Genomic DNA, 20,252 nt, shown 5'->3' on the forward strand with positions numbered 1-20,252 from the left:
TTTGCTCTAGTAACCGACGGCCTGTCCGTCCTTGCGCATCTCGGTCGCGCCCGCATAGACGCCGGTTTCGGGATCGCGGACGATGGCCTGATAGCCGCCGAACATGATGCCGTTGGTCACGACTTCGACATTGTGGCCCATGGCGCGCAGCTGTTCGACGGTCTCTTCCGGAATACCCGCCTCGACGTTTAGCGTGCCGAGCAGGTCCGCGCCCGTGCCTTCCAGATCGTCGGTCGGTGCACGGCCGCCGCCATGGTTGATCCGCGCGGCGTCGCCCGCCTCCTGCACGTTCATGCCGTAATCGACCATGTTGATCAGCACCTGGACATGACCCTGAGGCTGCATCGACCCGCCCATCAGGCCGAAGCTCATATAGGGCTGGTCGTTGTGCATGACGAAGGCCGGAATGATCGTCTGGAACGGCCGCTTGCCCGGCGCATAGACATTGGGATGATCGGGATCGAGTGAGAATAGCTCGCCGCGATCTTGGAACATGAAGCCGAGCCCGTCCGGCACGAGCCCGGAACCCATGCCGCGATAATTGGACTGGATGAGGCTCACCATCATGCCGCTGGAATCGGCGACCGTCAGATAGGTCGTGTCCCCTTCCCCTTCGATCCGCGGATCGCCGGGCTGAAACGCCGGATTGGCGCGCGCCGGATCGATCTCGGCAAAGCGGCGCTGGCCATATTCTTGGGAGAGCAGACCCTCGATCGGAATATCACTGAAAGCGGGATCGGCGTAGAAACGCGCGACATCCTCGAAAGCGAGCCGCTTCGCCTCGGTGATATAGTGCAGCACTTCGGCGGACCCGCGCGGCCATTGCCGGAGATCGACATTGCGCAGGATATTGACCATCTGCAGCGCCGCGAAACCCTGGCTGTTCGGCGGCAGCTCGCACAGCTCGTAACCGTCGCGATACTCGACACAGGCGACATCGACCCATTCGCTTTCATGCGCGGCCATGTCCTCGTAGCGCAGGGCGCCGCCGATCCGCCGCATATAGGCGTCGATGGTGCGCGCGATCTCACCCTCGTAAAAGGCTTCGCGTCCGCCCGCCGCGATCGCGCGATAAGTCGCACCCAGATCGGGGTTGCGGAAAATCTCGCCAACCTCGGGCGCGCCGTCCGCGAAATAGGTGGCGCGTGCATTGTCGAACTCGCCGATCATCTCGAGCCGCTGCTCGAACGCGGCGAGGTTGCGCTGGAAATAATGGGCGATCACCGGCGCGACCGGATGCCCGTTCTCAGCATAGGCGATGGACGGTGCGAGAATATCTTCCATGCTCAGCCGCCCGAAGCGACCGTGCAGCTCGAACCAGCCATCGACCGCGCCGGGCACGCTAACCGGCAGATGGCCGAGCGGCGGGATCGACGTCGCATCGCCCAAGGCTGTGCGCAGATCGTCGTAACTCTGGCCCATCGGGCTGCGGCCCGAAGCGTTGAGGCCGTAGAGCCGTTCGGTTTCCGGATCCCAGACGATGGCGAAGAGATCCCCGCCGATCCCGTTGCCGGTCGGCTCCATCAGGCCGAGCGTGGCGTTTGCCGCGATTGCCGCATCGACGGCGCTGCCGCCGGCCTGCAGGATGTCGATCGCGATCTGGCTCGCAAGCGGATGGGCGGTCGCCGCCATGCCGTTCTGCGCATAGACCGGGCTGCGGGACCATGCCGCCCCGACCGGCCGCCCGCCAGCGCCGATAGACGCCGTTGCCGCCACCTCTTCGGTCTGCGCTGGTGCGATCGCGGCAGGTGCAAAGATCAATGCCGCAGCCGCTGCGGCGGCACAAGCCAGAATCGGTTTTCCCATGGTGCGTCCCCTTCTGTGCGGGCTCAGCCCGGAATATCGATCACGATCTTGCCGAAATGCTTTTGCGCGGCCTGATGCTGGAAGGCATCGGCGACCTGATCCAGCGGGAAATGCGTGTCGATCACCGGCTTGATGCCATTGGCGTCGATGGCGGCGATCATGTCGCGCTGGTCGGCCTGGCTGCCGACCGTGATACCCGTCATCACGAGGTTTTTCTGGAAGAAGAGCGCGGTCGGCACTTCGCCGGACAACCCGGTCAGCACGCCGATCAGCCCGATATGCCCGCCCGTCCGGCAGGCATGGATGGATTGCGTCAGCGTACCGGGTCCGCCGATCTCGACGACGGAATCGACGCCGCGCCCCGCCGTCCATTGCAGCGCGGCCTTACCCCAATCGGCGTTTTCCTTGTAGTTGATCACGTGATCGGCACCGAGTTCGGTCAGCCGCTCCAACTTCTCGCCGGACGAAGAGGTCGCGATCACCGTCGCGCCCGCGGCTTTCGCGAATTGCAGCGCGAAGATCGAGACGCCGCCCGAGCCCTGCACCAGCACGATATCGCCGGGCTTGGTCTGCGTGGAGACGAACAGCGCACGCCACGCCGTCAGCGCCGCGCAGGGCAAGGTAGCGGCCTCGGCGAAACTGTAATCCTTGGGCGCCTTCGTAAAGGCATGCGCCGGCGCCGCCACATATTCGGCCGCAAAGCCATCGGCATGATCGCCGGGCACGCCGAGGCGCTTCTCATTTTCGCCCGGCCCGTCGGCCCAGCCCGGGAAAAATACCGACAGCGCATGATCGCCTGCGCTCCATCCCGAAACCCGCTCGCCGACCGCCACGACCTCACCCGCACCGTCCGACATCAGGATACGCCCATCGACGGTCGGAATACCGCCCAGTGCAACGACATAATCGTGATAGTTCAACGAATTCGCGCCGACCTTCACAAGAATCTCCCCCGGACCGGCCTCGGGCTGGTCGCGGTCCGCGATGACGATATTGTCGAGCCCGCCGGGCTTTTTCAGCGTTGCAGCTTTCATGCCTGAACTCCTTTAGGCGACATCCTTGAAGTTGCCCGGGCGCTTGGCCATCCCGGCCATCACCGCCTCGATCTGATTGGGCTTGCCGATCACGCCCGCCTGTTCGCGCGATTCCTCGATCAGGATTTCCGGCGCATGCTGGTCCCGCGACATGTTGAGCAACCGCTTGTTCGCGCGCACCGCATCGGGGCTTTTGCTGGCGATCTCATGCGCGAGCTCCATCGCATCGGCATGCGGATCGTCCGAAAGTTTCGTCGCAAAGCCATAATCGAGCGCTTCGGCCCCGTCGAAAATCCGCGCCGTGTAGCAAAGCTCACGCACCACATCGTCACGCGCGAGATTGCGCACGATCGGGATGCCGGCCATGTCCGGCACGAGGCCCCATTTCATCTCCATGATCGCATGGCGCGTGTCCGGCGCGGTCACCCGGATATCGGCGCCGCAGGCGATCTGGAAGCCACCGCCGAAGGCGACGCCATGCACCGCCGCGATCACCGGTACCGGCAAAGTGTGCCAGCCCCAGGCGACCTGCTGGAACTTGTTCGCATCGCCATAGGTGCGCTTCATCAGCCGGTCGGCGCCATCCTCGTCGCCATCGTCATTATCGGCGGCGCTCTTCTGGGCCATGCCGGCAAAGCTCGCCATATCGAGGCCCGCGCAAAAGGCCCTGCCCTCGCCCGACAGCACAACCGCGCGCACGCTCGTGTCGCTTTCGAGCCGTTCAATCGCATCGACGATCCCGTCGAACATGGCGGGGTCGAGAGCGTTCATCTTTTCGGGACGGTTGAGGCGCACATCGGCGACGCCTGCATCGTCGATGGCAATGGTTACGCGTTCGGTCATCAGGTTCTCCTTTACGTCAACTGTGGCACAGCCGCGCGCGGACGCGCAACAGCCGCTTGCGCTTTGATCGCCGCCTCGCGCAAAGAGATCGGATGAAAGGCGAATTGGAGACGATGATCACGCGGCATGGCGAATGGCGGGACAACCGCCTCGCCATCGCGACGGTCATCCGCACCTGGGGCTCCGCGCCGCGCCCCGTGGGGAGCCATATGCTGATCCATGACGATGGCCGCTTCGAGGGGTCGGTATCGGGCGGCTGCGTCGAAGGCGATGTGCTGCACGCCGCCAGCGAGGTCATCGCCGATGGCCGATACCGCCGGCTGCGCTTCGGCGTCGAAAATGAGACGGCATGGCAGGCGGGCCTGCCCTGCGGCGGCGAGATCGAAATCCTCGTGCAGCCGGTCGGGCCGGACGGCTTTCCGCCAAGCCTGTTCGCCGCAATCAATGCGGCACGCCGGTCGGGCGAAAAGCTCTTTACGGCGACCGATCTGGGGAGCGGGGTTACGCGGATCGCGCAAAGCAGTGACGAAGCGGGGTGGATCAACCGCTACGAACCGCCGCGCAGACTGTTGATCGTCGGCGCGGTCCAAATCGCACAATCGCTGGCGCGGATTGCGGCGGAAATCGACATCGCCCCCGTCATCATCGACCCGCGTGCGGCGTTCCTCACCGAAGACCGGTTCCCCGACGTCACACGTGACGATCGCTGGCCAGACGAGGCAATCGCCGCGCACAAACCCGATGCGCGCACCGCCATTGTCGTCCTCAGTCATGACCCGAAGATCGACGACCCCGCCCTGATCGCCGCGCTGGCGACGCCCGCATCCTATATCGCGGCGCTCGGGTCTCGGAAAAGCCATGCGGCGCGACTCGAACGATTGCACGACGCGGGCGTGAACGACAGCGATCTTCAGCGCATCGATGGCCCGGCGGGTCTCGATATCGGCAGTGTCGGCCCGGCCGAGATCGCGCTATCAATTGCGGCCGGCATGGTAGCCGCCTTTGCTCAGAAGTCGCCCTGAATGCCGAGCGCATAACCGCTCGGGCCCGGCGCGAAGCCCGCCATGCGCAAACGCTCGCGCATTTCGTCATCGACGGCCATCATCCGCAGTTCGGCAGCATAGGCGCCGCTCGCGCCGATCCGGATATCGAGCTGCTCCATCCCGCTCTGGCTGATCAGCGGCAGCAGGAGCGCGCCCTCATCGCATTGCGCATTGCCGAACAAAGCATCGGGCAGAGCGATACCGCCCATATTGCCGCCCATGCGCGCCCGTACAATGCCTTCGGCCGTCGCGCATTGCCCATCCTCGAAATGGACGGTCACATCTTCAAGCTCAAGCGCACTGACGGGCAGCGGCGCGAACAGATCTGCGGCGGGCAAGGCCGCCTCCATATCGTCCAGCCCGAAATCGCTGCCCGAAACGCTCATCGCGCCGCGAAAGCCGCCGAACTGATCGGCATCGACGCCGCTGCGCGCCATCGCCACCCGCGCCCGGCCAACAAGCAGCGGGAAGAAACCGAGGCCCGCATCGACATCGCCAACCGCCGCATCGCCGAACTGCGCTTCGACCAGGCGGCCGTTCCAGACGCTGCCCTGCGCTTCGCGCGCGGCGATGCCGCGGTCGTCCATGCCGAGCCAGTCAAGGCCAAGTCGCATCGGGATGAGCACCAGCATGGCCAGTACGAAGATGCTCAGAAACAAGATGGTCCGGCCCCTGAAAAGCGCGATCCGCATCAGCCCTGCCCTCCCCGCCGGAATGTGACGTCCACCGAGAGCGTTTCGTCCGCATTGGGCCGCGCGGTCAGCGCATCGACATGGAGGCCCATGCGCGTTTCGAGATCGGCGACCCAGGCGAAGAAGGTTTGCGGGCGCACCGCGGCGATGATGACGCGCACGCCGTCGGTGCCCGCTGGTTCGGTCTGCGTGGTCGTGAAACCGACGCGCACGGCTTCAGCCGTCACGATATCGCTGATCCGGCCGGACACGCTGGGCGGCGGACTGGCGGTTGCATTTTCAATAGCCGCAACCCGCGCCTCGACCCGCCCCAGCGCCATCACAGCCGCATCGTGCCGCGCCTTGGCGGATTCGCGCATGAGATCGATCGGGCGGACGATCAGGAGCCAGCTCAGCACGATGACGGCGAGACCGCCCGCCACACCGACCAGCCAGCGTTCGCGGGTGCTGAGGCCCGCCCACCATGCCTTCAGCCGCTCCGTCATGGCGCCCTCACCACATAGTCCGCGATCTGCCGTCCGCCGCCATCGCGGACGCCGCCCGGCGTAACGAGCAAGCCGGCGGCCGCCATACGCTGCTGCAGCGCGTCCAGTTCCGGCTGGCCCGGCGCGGCGGCGGTCAGCTGCAGGCTGTTATCCGCGGCATAGATGATCGACTGCAGCTCGACGCCGGCCGTATCGCGGACCGCGCCAAAGGCGGCGTTCGCCAGTTCGCCATAGCCCGGCCCTGCGCCGAGCTCGGCCAGCCGCGCGCGCAGCTGGGCGTCGGGGTCGCCGATCTCGACATTGCCGGGAATCGCATCGCGCGCGCGGTCCGCCACTTCGCGTTCAAGCGCATCGGCGCCGAAGCTGTAACGCGCGATCATCGTCAGCTGGATCAGCAGGGTGACGAGCAGGATCGTCGCCGCGAGCAGCGCGACGCGCCGGATGAAGCCTGCATCGATCGTCCAGCGTCGGCGCTTGGCATAATCGCCCTGGCGCAGATTAAGCGGCGGCTCCGACAGCGTGCTCCCGAGATCGCGCTCGACATCTTCCGCCGTGATCGGCTCTATGGCCTCATCGCCGATCAGCAGCGCGGCAATATCGGGTTCCGCGGCAAAGGCGCGTTTCGGCCCGCGCACCACATCCATGCCCGCCTGCCGCAGCGTGCGCACGCCGGCTTCGGGCGGCGCGATCAGCAAGGGTTCTGGGATAACGAGATCGGGATCGAGGCCGAGCACTTCGGCCTCCGCCAGCCACGCCGTCATCCGCTCGCGCGAGACGATCGCGAGGCAGCGCTCATCGTCCTCATCCGCCGGTCCGGCGGCGATATGTTGCGCCTCCAGGGGTTCGGCGCTTACTTCGTCCGCCATAATGCGCGCCGCCGCGCGCGCTTGGGCCGGGGCGAGCGTCGCTGGTATCTCGGCCCAATGCAGCGCAACTTCGCTGCCCGGCACGACGAGGGCAACCCGTTCCGGCTCATCGCTATCTTCATCGGCTGCGGGCACGTCATCGAGGCCGGACCGGCGCACAAGTGTCCGCCCGTCGGCGATCCGCATCCAGCCCGGTTCGTCGCCGAGAAAAATAACGAGATAGCGCGCGCTCACTCGTCGCGCCCCCAGCGCCGCGAGACGATGCGCGCGGGCGTGAAGCTCGCATCGATCAGCGCCGATTGCTGCAATTCGACTTCGCCGAGCCGTACGTCCAACTCGAGCCGGAAATAGCGGGTGCGAATTTGCGGCTGGCCGATCACTTCGCTCATCGGCTCCTGATTGGCGAGTATCGGCTGGCTCCAGAAATCGGCGATGCTGGTCCAGCCCGTTTCCGGGCGCGCGGCAATCGCCTGGCTGGCGCCATTGGCATCGAGGCGGTTGGGCAGGAGCATAGCGATAAGCGGGGCCTGTTCGGGCAGCAGGGTGTTGACGTTGATCGGCGACAATTCGGTGGTCGGCAGCGCGCAGAGCCACGGACGCAGCCGCTCATAATAGGCGGGCGTCACCCCGGCAACCGCGCGCAGCTCGCTAACCTCGGCGAGGAGCGTATTGCCCGTCCGATAGGCGGTGTCGGCCTGGCTATAGCTGCGATCCTCATTGCCCTGCCGCGCGGGCACGGAATCGGCATCGATCCAGTCGGCCAGCGACCAGGCGATCCGCTCCGCATCGCCGCGCGGAATCTGCAGCGCCGTCATCAGCGCGGAAAACTGGATCACGCCGACCTGATCCGTCGTCAGCGCGGCCGGGTCTTCCCCGCGCGCTACGCTGTTCAGGTTGAAACAATTGCCGCCGTCCCAGATCGTCGCGAGCGCCACGCCGCCGCCCGGCAGCGGCAGGGCCGTTTCCTGTCCCATCCAGTCTCCGGCAAGCGTCGTCCGGCTATTGTCGCGCGCGAGCAGATCGTTGATGCGAAGCACGGCGAGCGATTCCGCGCCCGTCGCAAAGGCCCGCGACTGATCGAGCGCCGAGATATTGCCGGCAAGCCGCGTCGCCAGTTGCAACCGTTCGAGCGACGCCGCCGCCAGCGCCGCCATGATCGCGACGAGCAGCAGCACGGCGAGCAATGCCGCGCCCTCTTCGGATGGCTTGCCCGGCCTCATATCTCGGACCTCACCGCGCCGGTCTGGAAGAGCTGGCGGACGGGACCCAAGCCTTCGATCTCGACGGTCAGCTCGACCGCGTCGGGCAGCTCGGTCGCCAGCGACGGATCCCAGCGCTCGCGCCACTCGCCGCCACTGCGATAGCGGAGCGTAATCGCCTCAATGCCGGAGACGAGCTGCGCGCCGGGCAACGGCTCGGCGCCGTCGACATAGGGATAGGCACGCCGTTCGAGCACGCCATCGACGAGCCGGTAGTCGACCTTTTGCAGCGAGGAGCGCGCCTCGCCTTCATAATTGCTCCAGCCCCGCCGCACGAAGCTGATCAGCAGATCGCCATCCGCGCCGCCACCGCCAAAAAAGGCGTTCTGCCGCGCGCCGGCTACATCGCGCGCCGGGCGCGGTGCGATCTGCGATAGATCATTGGTCAACGCCGCATTCATCCGCCGGATACCGCCCATATCGGCGAGAGCCTGTTGTGACGCGGCCTGCGAGTCCGCGCTGAAACGCAGCAAAGCGACACCGGCGGCCGATAGAATGCCAAAGATGAACAGCGCCACCATCAGCTCGACCAGCGTGAAACCGCTCTGCGAGAAACGCCGACCCGTCATTGCGCAGCGAACCGGAAAACGGTGAGGTCGGCGGCCCGGTCGCCGCTCGCATCGGTCACCGCGATATCGATCTGCAGGATCCGCGCCTCGGGCGACGGCCCGGTCGTGCGCGTCCATTGCCAGTCGCGCCCGCCGTTCAGCTCTTCACCGCTTTCCGTGCCGATCGATGGCGGCGCGGGATCGGTCAGCGCTTCGACGGCGACATTGCGCGCGACGATCTGGCCGATCGTGCGGTCGGCAATACGGTTGGTGTTGGTCACCGTTACGGTTTCCAGATTGAGCAACGCGAGCGCAGCGATGCTGAACACGGCCAGCGCCACCAGCATTTCCAGTAGCGTAAAACCGCGCTCGCTATGGGCACGCCTACCCATCGACGCGGATCGTCCCGTCGGCGCCGATGACAATGCTGACGCTATTCTCGTCACGCGCCAACGTAACATCGAGCGGACCGTTAAGTCCTGTTGCATCAAATATGATCCGGGCCCGCTCCCCATCCTGCTGCGCCACGGTCACGGCCGTGCCTTCGGGCCATTGCCGATCCTGAAATGGGGGGCGGCCAATCGGCATCCATGTCTCGCCGTCATGCCGCTCGAATCCGTAACCGGCCGGTGACACCCAGAGCGCGGTATCCCGCATCTCGACAATCGCTGCCTCCTGCGCTGCGTGCGCGCGGGCCGCAAAGGCCTCGCCCTCGTCGATCAGACGCCCGCGCGGATCGGGCATGACGAAAACGATGGTCGAGGCCAAGATTCCCAATATCACGAGCACGACCATCAGCTCGGTGAGGGTGAATCCTTGTTCTTCAGATCGTTGAATCATCCGCTCGGGCTGAGCCTGTCGAAGCCCTGCCCTTCTGTTTTTCGACTTGATACGAAAAGAAGGACGACCCTTCGACAAGCTCAGGGTGAGCGGATTTCTCATCTCATCGCCAGTTGCCGATATCTGCATTTTCCGCCTCGCCGCCCGGCTGGCCGTCGGCGCCATAGGTGAAGATGTCGTACGCGCCACCGCCCTGCGTGCCGGGCTGGCTATATTGATAGGGATTGCCCCAGGGGTCGGTCGGCAGCCGGCGGATATAGCCGCCGCTGCGATAGCGCTGCGGTTGGGTAAGATCGCTCGGCGGGGTCACGAGCGCTTCAAGCCCCTGCTCGCTGCGCGGATAGGTCATATTGTCGAGCCGATACTGTTCGAGCGCGGATTCCAGCGTGCTGATATCGGCACGCACCTTTGTTTGATTGGCCTGATCGGCCGCAGGCAGCACATTGATGACGACGACCGTGGCGAGGAGGCCGAGAATGACCAGCACGACCATCAACTCGGTCAGCGTAAAGCCTTCCTCGTTGCTGCGCTTCTTGGCAAGCTGGCGGCGGAGGAAAGAGATAAGCGACATGACAATTCCCTATGTGGCGGCCGTCACGCAGCAGCCAATGTGTTGAGCTGGAGGATGGGCAACAGGATCGCGAGCACGATCAGCGTAACGATCACGCCCATCACGATGATGATAACAGGTTCGAGCAGCGAGAGCATCGCGGAGGTGAACGCGTCGAACTCGCGCTCGAGATAGTCGGCCGCGCGCTCGAGCATCACGTCCAATTGCCCCGAGGCTTCGCCGCTCGACGCCATATAGACGAGCAGCGGCGGAAAGATGCCGGCCTTGCGCAGCGCAGCCGACAGGCTGCCGCCCTGCCGCACGGCCTCGGCGACTTCCTCCGATGCCTCGCGCTGCGCGGCGTTGCGCACAGTCTTTGCGGTCAATGTCAGGCCTTCGAGTACCGGCAAGCGGCTGCCGATCATCGTCGCCAGCGTCCGCGCCATGCGCGCGGCGTGGAGATCGCGGATCAGGCGGCCGATCAGCGGCAGGCGCAGCACGCGCCGGTCGAAACGCAGCCGGAAGTCCGGATTCTGCAGCGCGCGCCACAATCCAAATCCCGCCAAAGCGATGACGATGAGCAGCACCCACCACCAATTGGCGAGGAAGTTGGAGAGACCGATCACGATGCGCGTGAGCAGCGGCAATTCCTGCCCGACACTGTCGAACTGCTCGATGACCTGCGGCACGACGAAGATCATCAGCGCGAAGACGACAGCAATGGCGACGACCGTGAGCATGATCGGATAGGTCAACGCGGTCAGCACCTTGCCGCGCACTTCGGCCTGGCGTTCCTGCAGGTCGGCGAGGCGCGCAAGGATGCTCGGTAATGCGCCAGACCCCTCGCCCGCCGCGATCATCGCGCGATAGAGCGGCGGAAAACTCTTCTTCTCGCGCTCCATGGCCCGGGCGAGCCGCTGGCCTTCGACGACACCCGCATGAACGCTTTCGAGCACGCGGCGCACGCGCGGTTTCTCCGCCTGCATGGCGATGGTGCGGAGCGCTTCCTCAAGCGGGCTGACATCGGCGAGCGTCGAGAGTTGGCGCGTGAAAAGGGTCAGCTCCTTGGCCGACAGATGATTGCGAAACTCGACCGAGCGGCTGAGCAGCGGTGCCGTATCATTGGCTGCGGCGCGCGACGGGCCGCCAGTCCCGGGCGCGATCCGCACGACATAGAGCCGCCGCGCGTCGAGCCGGGCGCGCGCCGCCTCCTCCGTCTCGCCATCGACCGTGCCGCGCTTTTCGCGGCCTGCCGTGTCGAGGGCCAGATAGTCGAAACTAGGCATCGACCGGCTCGGGCTCCTCGATCCGCGATACGCGCACCGCTTCCTCGGCCGTCGTCACGCCGTCGCGGACTAGCGCGCGGGCGGCCGAGCCGAGATTGGGCGCATGGAGAAAGGCGTGGCGCGCAATCTGCGATTCATCGCCGCCGGCATTGATCATCCGGCGGATATCATCATCGATGCGGATGATCTCGAACACGCCGGTCCGGCCCTTATAGCCGGTATGGTTGCATTCCGGGCAGCCACGCGCCTCGTAAATCGGCGTGCCGGAATCGAAGCCGAGAAGCGCCGCCACGGCATTCGACGCCTGCACCTGTTCACGACAATGCGGGCAGAGCTTGCGCACGAGCCGCTGGGCGACGACCGCGCGCAGCGTCGAGGCGAGAAGGAACGGCTCGATCTGCATGTCCCGCATCCGCGTGATCGCGCCGACCGCATCGTTGGTGTGGACGGTCGAAAGCACGAGATGGCCGGTCAGCGAGGCCTGCACGGCGATTTGCGCGGTTTCCCGGTCGCGGATTTCGCCGACCATCACGACGTCAGGGTCCTGCCGCAGGATCGCGCGCAGGCCGGTCGCGAAATCGAGGCCGACTTTCGGATTGACCTGCGTCTGGCCGACACCCTCGATCGCATATTCGACCGGGTCTTCGACGGTCAGGATATTGCGCGAGCCGTCATTGAGCAGCCTCAGCCCGCCATAGAGCGTCGTCGTCTTGCCCGATCCGGTCGGGCCGGTGACGAGGATGATGCCATTGGGTTCGGCGATCGCCTGGCGGAATATCGTATCGACGCGCTCGGGCATGCCGAGTTCGTCCATCCCGATCCCGGCATTATCCTTGTCGAGAATACGGAGAACGACGCGTTCACCGGCGCTGCTCGGCAGGGTCGACACGCGCACGTCGAGCAGTTTACCGCCCAGCGTCAGCGAAATGCGGCCGTCCTGTGGGATGCGGCGTTCGGCAATATCAAGCCGCGCCATGACCTTGATGCGGCTGACGATGGTCGAGGCGACATGAGGCGGCATGCGCAGCGTTTCGCGCAGCACACCGTCCATCCGCATGCGGACGACAAGGCCCGTGTCATAAGGTTCGATATGGATGTCCGAAACGCCCTGCCGCGCGGCGTCGGCGATGATACCATTGATCAGCCGGATGGCGGGGGCGTCGTCGGCGCTGTCGAGCAGATCTTCGGCGGTCGGGATATCGCTCGCCAGCATATCGAGATCGCCGATCCCGCTCGCCGCATCGGCGGCTGCCTGTCCGTCGACGGCATAACGTTCGGAAAGGATCGTATCGAAGCGTTCGGGCGGGACCATCTCGACATCGAAGGGCCGGCTCAGAAAACGGCGAACCTCAAGCAGCGCGCGCGGGTCTTCGCCCTCGCGCAGCGCGACCTTGAACCGGGGATCCTCTTCCTCGCCCGGATCGAGCAGCACGACGCCAAACTTCCGCGCGAAGCTATAGGGTATGTTGACGTCGAGCCCCGGCAGCGGGGCCGCATCCTCTTCCGAGCCCAGCGCGATCGCCGGTTGGCCGGCCAATTCGCCGGTTTCCACTTCATCGCCGCGCCGGATGTCGATCATGGCTGGGGCTCCTCGGGTTCGGGGATGTCGACCGGTGTGACCGTCGAGGTCGTCGTGCTGACTTCGGGCACGATAATCCGCGGATCGATCGGCGCCGGGTTGAGCGGCGGACGGCCGGGCGGCGTCACGCCCAGATACTGGCGGACCAGCGTATCGATGCCCGGTTCCTGATCGGGATTGGCGAGGAACTGCCGTGCGCGGATATAGCCGTAGCGGCGCTCCATGACCGCGCGGCGGTCCTCGGCGCTCGACAGGATCGTCGGCCGGATAAAGACCATCAGGTTCGTCTTGGTGCGCGTCCGCGAACGCGAGCGGAACAGCTCGCCGATCAGCGGAATATCGCCGAGGATCGGAATGCGCTGGATCGTGCGCCGCTCATTATCGTCGAGCAGGCCGCCGAGCGCGATGATCTCGCCATTGTTGACGGTGACGGTCGTATCGATCTCGCGCTTGTTGATGATCAGCTCGTTGAAATCGTCGGACACCGGCCCGGCAATCGAACTGACCTCCTGCCGAATATCGAGCCGGATCGCGCCGCCCGCGTTGATCTGCGGCCGCACTTCGAGCTCGATGCCGACATTCTGCCGCTGGATCGTCCGGAAGGCATTGTCGAAATTGTTGGACAGCGCCTCGCCGGTCGACACCGGAATTTCCTGGCCGACAAGAATGCTCGCTTCCTGATTGTCGAGCGTCGTGATCGAGGGCGTCGAGAGGATGTTGGAGTCCGTATCCTCCTGCACGGCATTGAGGATCGCGCCGAAGATCAGGTCGGAGCCCAGCTCGGACGCGAAACCGAGAAAGCCGCCCCGCGCCCCGAGCACCGCGCGCGCCGCATTTTCGCGCAACAGGTCGCTGACCGAAGAATTGTTGCTCGTCGTCACCACATTGCCGTTTATGACGGTCGTCGTCTGATCGAGTTCGTCGGCGAGCAGACCGCCCGCGATATCGAGAATGCGCGGCTGGACGTTCGAATAATTGGTCACCGCGAAGGGCGCATCCTCGCCACCGAACAGGAACTGCACACCCAGTTCGCGCGCCGCCGCGTCCGAAATCTCGACGATGATCGCCTCGACAAGCACCTGATCGCGCCGCGTATCGAGCTGGCGGACCAGCTCGCCCAGCGTCCGCTGCATTTCCGGCGGAGCGGAGATGATGATCGCATTGGCGCCCTCATAGCCGGTCACGATGACGCGCTGACCCGGCCGTCCGCCTGCCGGGGCCGCATCGGCCGCCGGCGCGGCACCGCCCTCGCCTGTATTGGGCGCGTCGCCGCCGCTCGAGGTCTGTGCCGACACCGCGCCGACCTGCCCGGTCACGCGTTCGAGCACCGGCAAAATCTGCCCCGCATCGGCGAACTCGAGGAAGATGACGCGAATTTCGGTGCCGCTCGCCGCCCGCGCATCGAGCTCGCGCGCCAGCGCCGCCATCCGCGCGATCGTCGCTGGATCGCCGCGCAGCACGAGCGAGTTGGAACTGTCGACCGGCACGACCGAGGCGGGTGACGGCCCCTCCCCGCCCTGCACAAGCCCGGCCAGCGACGCCGCGATCTCGCGTGCGCCGGCATTGTTGAGCGCGACAATCTCGCTGGCGCTAGAATCCACATCCACGCGCTCGATCAGCGCGCGCATCCGCCGCACATTGTCCGCAAAGTCCGCTATCACGAGCGAATTGCCCGCGGTATTCGCCGTGATCGAACCCTCCTGGCTGATCAGCGGCCGCAGCGTTTCGACCGCCGAAGAGGCCGGAATGTTCCGCAACCGGAAAATCTCGGTGACGAAGGCGTTGTTGCCCGCGCGGTTCGTCCCGACAGCGCCCGGCTGCGCCGCCGCACTCGCCGTCGACTGGATACGCAGCGCACCGCCCGCCGTCGGCACGGCGACGAGCCCATTCGCGCGCAATGTCGACAGGAACACTTCGAAATATTCGGACTGGGACAGGGGCCGGTCCGTCACCACGGTCACCGTGCCACTTACCGACGGGTCGATCACGAAGGTCCGCCCCGTCACGCGCGAAGCGTCCTGAATAAAGGCGCGCACATCGGCATTGCGCAGGTTCAGCACATGCTGGGCGCTTGCCGGCATCACCGGCGTCGCGATCATCGCGGCAATGGCGAGAATTGTTGTTATCTTTTTCATTCACTTACCCTTGCGCGAAACGATACGGTCTCGCCATTGCGTTCGACTTGTACGAAACCGTCGCCGGTGCCGAGATTGCTGGCAAAGCGGACCGCCTGCCCCATTTCCTGAATCCGCTCGCCATTGATCGAGATGATGATATCGCCGGGCTCGAATCCAGCCGCCTGCAACGCGTCCGCATTATCGCCGCTCGGCTGCAGGATGATGCCCGTCACCCGGTTGCCTTCGCGGCGCGGCGAAATCTGCGTGCCAGAGGCCAATTGCCGCGGCGTAATCGTTTCCCCGGACGGACGCCGCGTTGCGGGCGCGGACTGACGCGCAGCCGGGCGCGCCGCAGCGGCTTGCGATGCCGCGGATTGTGACGCCGCAGCCTGCGCCGGCGGGGCAGATGCACTGCCCGATTGATCGAGGAATATCTGCTCGCTCGCGCCGTTGCGCGAAATGGTGACGAAATCGAAATCCACTGATTCCAGCGTCACGCCGGGCATCAGTTCGTCGCCAACCGAGAAACTGTCCTGCTCGCCATTGGCGAGCGCGATGATCGCCGAACCGCGCCCGCTCGCCTGATCCTGCCGCACGCCGAACAGCCTGAGATCGAGATCGGTGACGACGGCCTGTGCATTGCCCTCGAGCCGGAAAAAGGGATCGAATGTTTCGAACAGCGCCATATCGGGTGCGGAAAGCGCCGGAACGCCCGCATCGCTGCGCCAATCGCCCACCGGCCCGACCGGCGTCGCAATCGCCCATACGAGCCTTGCGCATTGCACGGCCAGCACGGAGATCAGCACGATCTCCAGCACGGTAAACCAGCTTGTTCGCGGCAGCCGTCTCAGCAAGCGCTGGGCACGGGCATCGAGCGATAGGCGCATGAAAATATCCCCGAGAAGTGCGCGCTAGGCCTTCAGTGTTACACTGCGATGACGTGTTTTATGACATTTCGATGACACTGACGACTCACAGGCCCGGCATGAGGGCGGCCAGAGCGTCCCGCGCGAGCCAGAGCGGCCAGGCCGCGACCGCCAGAAAAGCGCCAAAAGGGAGCCGGTCCGTCGCCGCTACAGCCTTGCCACGCAGAGCGCTCGACGCGACGGCGAGCAGCCCGGTGGCGCTTGCCAGCAAAATCACCAATGGCAGCATCTGCCAGCCCAGCCATGCGCCGATCGCCGCGAGCAGCTTCGAGTCGCCGCCGCCCAGCCCGTCGCGTCCTCGCAAGGCCCGATAGGCCGCGCCAACCAGAAAAAGCAGCAGAAACCCCGCTGCGGCCCCGATAGCTGCATCGATCAGGCCGGGCATGGCGGTCAGCCATGCCGCGCCGAGGCCGAGCAGGACCAGCGGCAGCGTGACCCGGTCAGGCAGCCAGAAATGCCGGATATCGAGGACAGCGAGCAGCAGCAGCGCCCAGCCGAATAGCGCCCCGGCAAGGCCATAAAGGCTCGTATGCATCGCGAGCGACAGCGCCCCGATGACTGCGGCGAAACATTCCATTGCCGGATGGAGCGGATCGATCCGCGCGCCGCACGAGGCGCATCGGCCCCGGCGAAACAAATAGCCGAGCAGCGGTATCAGCTCGTACCAGCGCAAGACACGGCCGCACGCGTCGCACCGCGATCGGCCGCGCGACGCCGATTTCCCTTGCGGCCAACGGATGGCGAGCGTCGCGAGATAGCTGCCAACAATGGCACCGAGGATGAGTCCGAATATCGCGGCCCATAGCGGCGGCACAGCGGAGAATTGTTCCGGCACGATCATCTAGAATCCGTCATTGCGAGGAAGCCCGAACTTGTTTCGGGCTGACGCGGCAATCCAGAGCGGCAAAAGGCCATCGCTTGCGGCTCTGGATTGCTTCGCTGTGCTCGCAATGACGATCTCTTTTCAGTGGTCAGTTGTCGACACGCTCATCCGCTTCGACGCCGAACAGATGGCTGGTTTCGACATAGCCGTTGCGTCCGCGCACATCGATCTCGCACCAACCCCGGCGGCAGGAGCGGATGCGGCCGACCACGCCGGGTTCGGCGCGATAGCGGATGCGCGCGCCCGATTGTGGCGCTTCGCGCAAGGGTCGGATATCGCCGACGATCATCGCCGTGCGATCGGCGCTCAGCAGGTTCACGAGCATCCAGCCCTGCGTGCCGTCCGGATCTTCGATCTTGCGCCAATTCTCATAGACTTCGACCACGCGTACGGGGAGCCCGGCGCGCTGATAGAGCCAGCTGATCGGGAAATTGCGCCCCGGCCCCGTGCGCATCCGCGCCTGCCCGGCCGATATCGATGCCCAATAGGGCGTTTCACGGCCCTGCGCAGGCGCCTGTTCGGGCACGCTCAGCGCAATCGCGCCGACGATCAGAATCCAAACTCGTACTATACCGCTCATCGGTCCGCATCGCCCCTTTTCGATGACCCTTAACCATCTCTAAGCAAAGCATCGGCGCGGCTTCAACCCGCGATCCGCTTGACGCGTCGCGGCGCAATCGGCAATCCCCGTCGAGATGCCGCACGCCGAACGCCCGAAAACCATCGTTACGCGCAAGCTTCCCGACCACGTCGAAGCGCGCATGACCGAACTGTTCGACGTCGAATTCAATGCCGGCGATGTGCCCATGACGGCAGATCAGCTGAAAGACGCCGTGGCGCGCGCCGAAGTGTTCGTGCCGACCGTAACTGACGATATCACGGCAGACATATTGGCGAGCGCGGGGCCGCAGCTGAAGCTGTTGGCGAATTTCGGCGTCGGGGTCGATCATATCGATCTGGCGGCGGCCCGCGCGCACGACATTCTCGTCACCAATACGCCCGGCGTTCTGACCGAAGATACGGCCGATATGGTGATGGCGCTGATCATTTCCGTCCCGCGCCGGCTGGCGGAGGGCGAGAAGCTCGTCCGCGCCGGCGAATGGCAAGGCTGGGGGCCAACCGGTATGCTCGGCCATCGGGTGAACGGCAAGCGGCTCGGCATTGTCGGCATGGGGCGGATCGGCCAGGCCGTGGCGCGGCGCGCGCGCGGCTTTGGCATTCAGGTCGACTATCATAATCGCCGCCGCCTACCCGAAGCCGTCGAACAGACGCTCGAGGCCAATTGGCGCGAAAATCTCGACGATATGCTCGCCGATATCGACATCCTCTCGATCAACTGTCCCTACACGCCCGACACGCATCACCTGCTGAACGAAAAGCGGCTTGGGCTGCTCGGCAAGGATGTCTATGTGATCAACGCGGCGCGCGGCGAGATTATCGACGAAGAGGCGCTGACCGATGCGCTCGAACAGGGAGCGATCGCGGGCGCCGGGCTCGATGTGTACGAAAACGAGCCGCATATCGGCGAGCGGCTGCTGGCGCTCGACAATGTCGTGTTGCTGCCGCATCTCGGCTCGGCGACATTCGAGGGCCGCGAAGCGATGGGCGACAAGGTGATCGCCAATATCCGCATCTGGGCCGACGGCCACCGCCCGCCCGATCAGGTGCTGGAAGGCTGGGCGTGACGTGAAAGCCGAACAGAAAAACCGTTGGGGCTGAGCTTGTCGAAGCCCTGCCCTTTCTTCTAATCGAAAAGAAAAAGTACAGCCCTTCGACAAGCTCAGGGCAAACGGGAGGTGTGGTTATGGGCCGGATACTCGGATGTGGCGTACTGGCAGTCATAGGCTTGCTCGGCACTACAGCAGCCCATGCGCAGCCCGGCTTCCCCCCAGCCCCGGTTGTCGTCAATTCCGGCGATACGGCCTGGATACTGACGGCCAGCGCGCTGGTGCTGATGATGACGCTGCCCGGGCTCGCGCTTTTCTATGGCGGGCTCGTGCGCACGAAGAATTTCCTGTCTGTCGTCATGCAGGTGTTCGGCATTTGCTGCATGGCGTCGCTGATCTGGGTGACGGTCGGCTACAGCCTTGTGTTCAGCGAGGGGAACGCCTTCATCGGCGGGCTGGATCTCGCAATGCTGTCCGGGCTCGGTGAAGTCTTTCCCGGCACCACCATTCCGGAATCGGGCATCGTATTGTTTCAGATGACCTTTGCGATCATCACGCCGGCGCTGATGGTCGGCGCCTGGGTGGAGCGGGCGCGGTTCGGCTGGGTCATGGCCTTTTCCGCGCTCTGGCTGCTGGTCGTCTATGTTCCGGTCGCACACATGATCTGGGGCGGCGGATGGCTGGCGCAGATCGGCGCGCTGGATTTTGCGGGCGGCATCGTCGTCCATACGACGGCAGGCGTATCGGCGCTGGTCGTCGCGCTGCTGCTGGGCCGGCGCGAGGGTTTCCCGGCGAAGCTGATCCCGCCGCACGGCGCCGCGCTGACCATGGCCGGGGCGGCGTTGCTCTGGGTCGGCTGGTTCGGCTTCAACGGCGGCTCGGGTCTGGTCGCGGATTTTGCGGCCGGATCGGCCATAATCAACACCCATATCGCCGCCAGCACCGCAGCCCTCACATGGGCGATGATCGAGAAGATCCGCTTCGGCAAATCGACCGGCATCGGCGTCGCAACCGGCGTCATCGCGGGCCTCGCAACGATCACGCCCGCGGCCAATGTCGTCGGCGTCGGCGGCGCATTGCTGCTCGGCTTGCTCGCCGGCATCATCTGCTTCGCCGCTGTCGGCCTCATCAAACGGCGCTTCGCGATCGACGATTCGCTCGATGTTTTCGCGGTGCACGGCGTCGGCGGCATGCTCGGCGCGACCATGTTGGCCGTGCTGATGGCGCCGGGCCTTGGCGGAGCCGGGTATCTTCCGGACACGACGATGGTGAGCCAGTTGATCAGCCAGCTCACAGCCATCGGCGTCGTCGCCCTCTGGTCTATCTTCGCGACTGCCGGACTGGCGTGGATCGTCGGACTGGTCTTCCCCATGCGCGCCACGAAAGAGCAGGAACAGGAAGGCCTGGATCTATCGCAGCATGGCGAAAAGGCCTGGGACTGGGACTAGGCGTCAGCCGCTTCCGAATGCACGCCAAGCAACGAACGCCAGAAACGGCAAGCCAGCCAGATCGGCCAGTGCGATCGTGCGCAGCGTTTCCGGCTGCCCATTGAGCCAATAGATTGCAAGGAAGCTGAGCATCGACAGGCCGGTCGCGACAACGGCCATGCGCCGGACATTGGGGTCGACGGCGGCCCATAGGCAGATCAAGAGAATGGCCGCGAATAGCGCCGCGCGATGATGCAGTAGCGGAAACACCGCACTGTCTGTCTGCACGCCATAAAGCCGCGTAATCAACGCGGGCATGACCAGCGCAACCGCCGGCAACAGGTGGATTAGCGCCAACACACCCCAAGCTATTCGATCGACCATAGGCGAAGCTCCTTCGC

Annotated in this window: 21 protein-coding genes; 3 read left to right on the top strand and 18 right to left on the bottom strand. The window is 65.1% G+C overall.

The features are described 5' to 3' along the window. Positions 1-6: 6 nt before the first annotated feature. Genes Q0974_RS13300 through Q0974_RS13310 form a run of 3 tightly spaced genes read right to left on the bottom strand, consistent with a single transcriptional unit; the run spans position 7 to position 3,683 of the window. Positions 7-1,806: a gamma-glutamyltransferase family protein gene (locus Q0974_RS13300; RefSeq protein WP_299328415.1), complete on the bottom strand. Its 1,800-nt coding sequence runs from the start codon at positions 1,804-1,806 to the stop codon at positions 7-9. A gap of 23 nt (positions 1,807-1,829) precedes the next feature. Continuing rightward, positions 1,830-2,840, bottom strand: coding sequence for an NAD(P)-dependent alcohol dehydrogenase (locus tag Q0974_RS13305; protein WP_299328418.1), 1,011 nt, complete (start codon positions 2,838-2,840; stop codon positions 1,830-1,832). Between the two features lie 12 nt (positions 2,841-2,852). Then, on the bottom strand, positions 2,853-3,683 hold the full coding sequence (locus tag Q0974_RS13310; protein ID WP_299328421.1) for a crotonase/enoyl-CoA hydratase family protein: 831 nt from the start codon (positions 3,681-3,683) through the stop codon (positions 2,853-2,855). A gap of 92 nt (positions 3,684-3,775) precedes the next feature. Between Q0974_RS13310 and Q0974_RS13315 the strand changes: the two genes are divergently transcribed. Further along, on the top strand, positions 3,776-4,705 hold the full coding sequence (locus Q0974_RS13315) for an XdhC family protein (RefSeq protein WP_299328424.1): 930 nt from the start codon (positions 3,776-3,778) through the stop codon (positions 4,703-4,705). Here Q0974_RS13315 and gspN read toward each other — a convergent pair. The 14 genes from gspN to Q0974_RS13385 form a co-directional block, all read right to left on the bottom strand. Further along, positions 4,690-5,418 carry a type II secretion system protein N gene (gene gspN / locus Q0974_RS13320; protein ID WP_299328426.1) on the bottom strand — a complete coding sequence of 243 codons (729 nt, stop codon included), beginning with the start codon at positions 5,416-5,418 and terminating at the stop codon, positions 4,690-4,692. The two genes, Q0974_RS13315 and gspN, sit on opposite strands and share 16 nt — an antisense overlap. After that, positions 5,418-5,903 (bottom strand): type II secretion system protein M, encoded by a 486-nt coding sequence (locus Q0974_RS13325; protein ID WP_299328429.1) that lies wholly within the window; start codon positions 5,901-5,903, stop codon positions 5,418-5,420. The genes gspN and Q0974_RS13325 overlap by 1 nt, the downstream gene beginning before the upstream one ends. Further along, positions 5,900-7,003, bottom strand: coding sequence for a type II secretion system protein GspL (gene gspL / locus Q0974_RS13330; protein WP_299328431.1), 1,104 nt, complete (start codon positions 7,001-7,003; stop codon positions 5,900-5,902). Before gspL ends, Q0974_RS13325 begins: the two co-directional genes overlap by 4 nt. Next, a complete protein-coding gene (gene gspK, locus Q0974_RS13335; protein ID WP_299328434.1) occupies positions 7,000-7,989 on the bottom strand; it encodes a type II secretion system minor pseudopilin GspK in 990 nt (329 codons plus the stop codon). The genes gspL and gspK overlap by 4 nt, the downstream gene beginning before the upstream one ends. Then, on the bottom strand, positions 7,986-8,597 hold the full coding sequence (gspJ, locus tag Q0974_RS13340; RefSeq protein WP_299328437.1) for a type II secretion system minor pseudopilin GspJ: 612 nt from the start codon (positions 8,595-8,597) through the stop codon (positions 7,986-7,988). Before gspJ ends, gspK begins: the two co-directional genes overlap by 4 nt. After that, positions 8,594-8,968: a type II secretion system minor pseudopilin GspI gene (gspI, locus tag Q0974_RS13345; protein ID WP_299328439.1), complete on the bottom strand. Its 375-nt coding sequence runs from the start codon at positions 8,966-8,968 to the stop codon at positions 8,594-8,596. The genes gspJ and gspI overlap by 4 nt, the downstream gene beginning before the upstream one ends. Beyond that, positions 8,961-9,416: a GspH/FimT family pseudopilin gene (locus Q0974_RS13350; protein ID WP_299328441.1), complete on the bottom strand. Its 456-nt coding sequence runs from the start codon at positions 9,414-9,416 to the stop codon at positions 8,961-8,963. The genes gspI and Q0974_RS13350 overlap by 8 nt, the downstream gene beginning before the upstream one ends. Before the next feature lie 103 nt (positions 9,417-9,519). Continuing rightward, on the bottom strand, positions 9,520-9,987 hold the full coding sequence (gene gspG, locus Q0974_RS13355) for a type II secretion system major pseudopilin GspG (RefSeq protein WP_299328443.1): 468 nt from the start codon (positions 9,985-9,987) through the stop codon (positions 9,520-9,522). A gap of 23 nt (positions 9,988-10,010) precedes the next feature. Next, entirely contained in the window at positions 10,011-11,252 is a 1,242-nt protein-coding gene (gene gspF / locus Q0974_RS13360; protein WP_299328444.1) for a type II secretion system inner membrane protein GspF, read from the bottom strand. After that, complete coding sequence (gene gspE / locus Q0974_RS13365; protein ID WP_299328445.1) at positions 11,245-12,831, bottom strand: type II secretion system ATPase GspE; 1,587 nt, start codon at positions 12,829-12,831, stop codon at positions 11,245-11,247. Before gspE ends, gspF begins: the two co-directional genes overlap by 8 nt. After that, positions 12,828-14,966, bottom strand: a complete 2,139-nt coding sequence (gene gspD / locus Q0974_RS13370) for a type II secretion system secretin GspD (protein WP_299328446.1) — start codon at positions 14,964-14,966, stop codon at positions 12,828-12,830. Before gspD ends, gspE begins: the two co-directional genes overlap by 4 nt. After that, positions 14,963-15,835, bottom strand: coding sequence for a type II secretion system protein N (locus Q0974_RS13375; RefSeq protein ID WP_299328448.1), 873 nt, complete (start codon positions 15,833-15,835; stop codon positions 14,963-14,965). Before Q0974_RS13375 ends, gspD begins: the two co-directional genes overlap by 4 nt. An 85-nt stretch (positions 15,836-15,920) precedes the next feature. After that, positions 15,921-16,715: an A24 family peptidase gene (locus tag Q0974_RS13380; RefSeq protein ID WP_299328449.1), complete on the bottom strand. Its 795-nt coding sequence runs from the start codon at positions 16,713-16,715 to the stop codon at positions 15,921-15,923. Positions 16,716-16,845: 130 nt separating this feature from the next. Further along, a complete protein-coding gene (locus tag Q0974_RS13385) occupies positions 16,846-17,337 on the bottom strand; it encodes an SH3 domain-containing protein (RefSeq protein ID WP_299328451.1) in 492 nt (163 codons plus the stop codon). A gap of 115 nt (positions 17,338-17,452) precedes the next feature. Between Q0974_RS13385 and Q0974_RS13390 the strand changes: the two genes are divergently transcribed. Together Q0974_RS13390 and Q0974_RS13395 are read left to right on the top strand one after the other, a co-directional pair. Then, complete coding sequence (locus Q0974_RS13390) at positions 17,453-18,442, top strand: D-glycerate dehydrogenase (RefSeq protein WP_299328453.1); 990 nt, start codon at positions 17,453-17,455, stop codon at positions 18,440-18,442. Between the two features lie 119 nt (positions 18,443-18,561). Beyond that, a complete protein-coding gene (locus tag Q0974_RS13395; protein WP_299328455.1) occupies positions 18,562-19,872 on the top strand; it encodes an ammonium transporter in 1,311 nt (436 codons plus the stop codon). Between the two features lie 3 nt (positions 19,873-19,875). On the opposite strand, the gene Q0974_RS13400 is transcribed toward Q0974_RS13395, so the two are convergent. Beyond that, the gene (locus Q0974_RS13400) at positions 19,876-20,235 is read right to left on the bottom strand and encodes a hypothetical protein (protein WP_299328457.1); all 360 of its coding nucleotides are present in this window, start codon (positions 20,233-20,235) and stop codon (positions 19,876-19,878) included. Positions 20,236-20,252: the final 17 nt, after the last annotated feature.

Source organism: Parasphingopyxis sp., assembly GCF_028279465.1.
GTDB lineage: Bacteria > Pseudomonadota > Alphaproteobacteria > Sphingomonadales > Sphingomonadaceae > Parasphingopyxis.